Annotated in this window: 2 protein-coding genes; one reads left to right on the top strand and one right to left on the bottom strand. The window is 58.5% G+C overall.

Translation table 11 applies throughout. The features are described from left to right. Positions 1 to 397 (bottom strand): hypothetical protein (locus ELY13_RS15245; RefSeq protein WP_206436093.1); only part of this gene is annotated, 397 nt, incomplete at its 3' end. Positions 398 to 1,267: 870 nt separating this feature from the next. On the opposite strand from ELY13_RS15245, the gene ELY13_RS14750 reads away from it, so the two are divergent. Then, positions 1,268 to 3,379 (top strand): bifunctional diguanylate cyclase/phosphodiesterase (locus tag ELY13_RS14750; protein ID WP_126174634.1); only part of this gene is annotated, 2,112 nt, incomplete at its 3' end.

The raw sequence follows: 3,379 nt of genomic DNA, 5'->3' as shown, positions 1-3,379 counted from the left end.
GGCCTGGTCGCGATGGCGACGAACCCACCAGGCAATCGCTGCGGCATGCCACCGAAAGATGCGAAAACAAGCGCAACTGTAGTACTAGGCCGTCAGGGCAAGAGGTCACCTGCATCAATTCGCAGTGCAGCTGGAGTTGGATCGCTCGAAAAACCGATGAGGGCTTCAACTTCGAGCCTTCCGGGGCAAAGGTCAGTTGCAGAGGTTGCGCCTCTGTCGATACTCTTCCGATGCGTGTCCTGAAGCGCATGAAGTTCAACGACATTGCCAAATGGAATTGCTCGAAGTGCAGCGAGCCGAACCAGGTTCGGTTGATCTTCGGGCAAGTAACCTGGTGCCCACCTGTTGCGGCGCGGCTAGCTCCTAAGGCGGCAGCTTGACCGGCGAATCGGTTCATGCGTACTCTGCCCTCGGGCTTGGCTAGCCCACGTCGTGCCGTTGGGGTGCGGGTTTCTGGGAGGGCCGCTTCTCGTCATGGGGAGCGGCCCTCCGGCTGTCCGGTCGCGGGATTGCTAGCCTCAGCGCATTCGGTCTCAGCCTGGCGGACGGACGCATGGGCGACAGTCGCTTTCAGTCTTCGATGCGCGCGCTGGTCGTCGCCCCTCCTACTAGCGCGGGTCCTTACTGGCGAAACCGCGGGGGCGTAGCGCTGTGGAACCGCTTTTTTCCGGTCACGCACCTCTCCGGAGGTGATCAACAGTTTGAAGTTTTTGTTTATGAGACCGCCAGCATTTCTCCGCGTGCACCGGACAGAAGCTGGTAACAGTTGCCGTTCGCCTGTTGAAATCTCAGGCTGCCGACCAGCTGTGAGCACCTTTGGGCAACGGCTGGTTCATCAGCAGTATGTTCAATGCTGGACATCTTGAACAGCGGGACACTTCCGGAGCGCGGCGATTCCGGTCCTGAGCAGCAATTTTCAAATGCACCCGTTGTGGACGTCGATGTTCCCGTCGCATGAGGACCGGCAGAGTGGACCGGGCCTGGCTGTCTCCACTCAAGGGTCTGTACTGAAGAAGGTACCATCCGCTGCTATCGAAAGAAGGCGGACTGACACGAAGGCTGCTAGTTGCAGCGTCTTACCGAAATCTCGCGTGACTTCATCGCGTGCCTCAGCCCCGGGGCCGGGGACTGGTGCCGGCGAGCTTGGTCCTGTCAAAGCGACCAAGCTCGCCGGCTTGGCAGTGGATCAAAGAGAAAGCGCTCGGCAGCAACGACCGGTTGCTCCTGATGCTAATATACGAGAACGGGGAGGGGAGGTTCAAGCTTGATGGACTTCGAACAAGAAAACCGACAATTGACCGCGGAGCTTCAGCAGCTAAGGGCCCGCTTGCATCTGCTGGAAGAGGCAGTCGAGAATGTGCGGCACGGCTTGTGCGTTTTCGACGCGGAAGGCCGGATTGCCTTCTGCAACAGCCGCTATCCTGAGGTAATTGGTCTTCCGCCAGAAGGAATTGTGCCAGGGCTGCCCGCAAAAGAATTGATCCGGATGGCGCAGGGCGCCGGTTATTACCCGCCCGAACGCGACATCGAGGAGCTCGAAAGCGACTTTTGGCGCAATCTTTGCTCCGAAAGCGAGCTCCGCGGGCAAATCCATCGCGGCGGCCGAACGCACGTGATCCACCCTGGCAGGACAACGGACGGTAATCTCGTCGCGACATTCGAAGACATAACGGCGCAGTTGGCGGCGGAGACAGCTCTGCGGGAGAGCGAGGCGCGCCTCAGCGCCATGCTCAAAGCTATTCCGGATTGCGTCAAAATTTTCAACGAAGAGGGGGAGCTGACGTACATCAATCCCGCCGGTCTCGCACTGCTTCAGGCGCCTGATCTTGAAACGCTTGCCGCTTCCGAACACGTATCGGTGGCGCCAGAGTATCTGGCGCCACATGTCGAGATCCACACTCGTATTCTCGCCGGAGAAAGCATCTATTGGATGTATGAAATCGTCGGCTTGGGTGGAGCGCGACGGAGTGTGGAAGCACACTCCGTCCCTTTCCGCCTGCCCGACGGGACCTCGGGACAGATGAGTATCACGCGGGATATTACCCAGCGCAATGCGGCCGAGGAAGCATTGCGCCGGAGCGAAGAGCATTTGCAGTTGGTGCACAAGGCAACCGGCCTGGCGGATTTCGAAGCCGGTTCAGACGGGATAATGTTATGCTCCGAGAGGTTCTTCGAGCAGGTCGGACTACCGGTCTCCCCAACCAGAACGATCAGCTTCGCAGAGTGGTTCAACATTGTGCACCCCGAAGACCGTGAGTGGCTCGCTGAAGAGACCTTCCGCGCCGCTGAGAAAGGTGGTGATTTTGCCCGCGAGTTCCGGATCGTCCGCGCTGATACTGGCGAAATCCGCTGGGTCGCCGGTCGGACGGTAGTCGAGCGTGATCAGGAAGGCAGCTATGTCAGGACAATTGGGGCCCAACTCGACATTACCACCATCAAGGAGGCGGAGAGTGCTCTCCGCCGCAGTGAAGAGCGGTTGCGGCTTGTCCAGGAGGCGTCTGATTTAGCCGCATTCGAGAACGATGGTGGCGAGGTAACCATTTGCTCCGACAAGTTCTTTGAGCAGGTCGGACTTCCGATAGGCGACAACACAATCTTAATCTCGGCTTGGCTCGATCTTGTCCATCCTGATGATTGTGAAAGAGTTCGTGCTGAAATGGAGCAGGCCCGGATCGACGCCGATACCTTCGATCTGGAGTATCGGATTGTTCGCCCCGATAATGGGGAGGTTCGCTGGATTTCCTGTCGCACGAAGCTGCTACGAGACAGGGATGACACGGTCATCAGAACACTCGGCGCTCACCGCGACATCACGCATCGTAAGCGTTCCGAGCTCGCCCTAAAGGAGAGTGAGGAACGCTTCAGGCTCGCCGCCGAGGCCGCGCGCCTTGGCGTCTGGGACTATGATCCCGTCACTGCTACACGCCAATGGTCGGACCGCCTCCGGAAGATATTCGGCCTGGCTGGGGATGTCGAACCTGAGATGCAGGTTGCGGCTGATTGCATTCACCCGGAAGATCGAAAACGATTCCTCGCATTACTTGAACAAGCGTATGTGGACGAGGCTTCGGTAAAGTTCGAAGATACTTTCAGGATCGTCCGAGCTGATGATCGAGCCGAGCGGTGGGTTGCACTTAACTGCTGGAAAGCTCCCCGCGATGATGGCCTGCCCGGCCGGGTCATTCTGACCGTACGTGACGTAACCGGGGAGAGAACCGCCGAGGAGCAGATTCTCTGGAACGCCAATCATGACGCGCTCACTCAACTCGCAAACCGGCCGCACTTTCAGGAGAAGCTCGAACAGGCAATACAGGAGGGAAAAACGTCCGGACAATCGGTCGGTCTCCTGCTGCTCGATCTCGATCACTTCAAGCAGACC

Origin of the sequence: Altericroceibacterium xinjiangense (assembly GCF_003958635.1) — a bacterium.
In the GTDB taxonomy this organism is placed as follows: Bacteria; Pseudomonadota; Alphaproteobacteria; order Sphingomonadales; family Sphingomonadaceae; genus Altericroceibacterium_A; species Altericroceibacterium_A xinjiangense.
The sequence above is the reverse complement of the archived record's forward strand: the minus strand, read 5'-3'. Positions and strand labels throughout refer to the sequence as shown.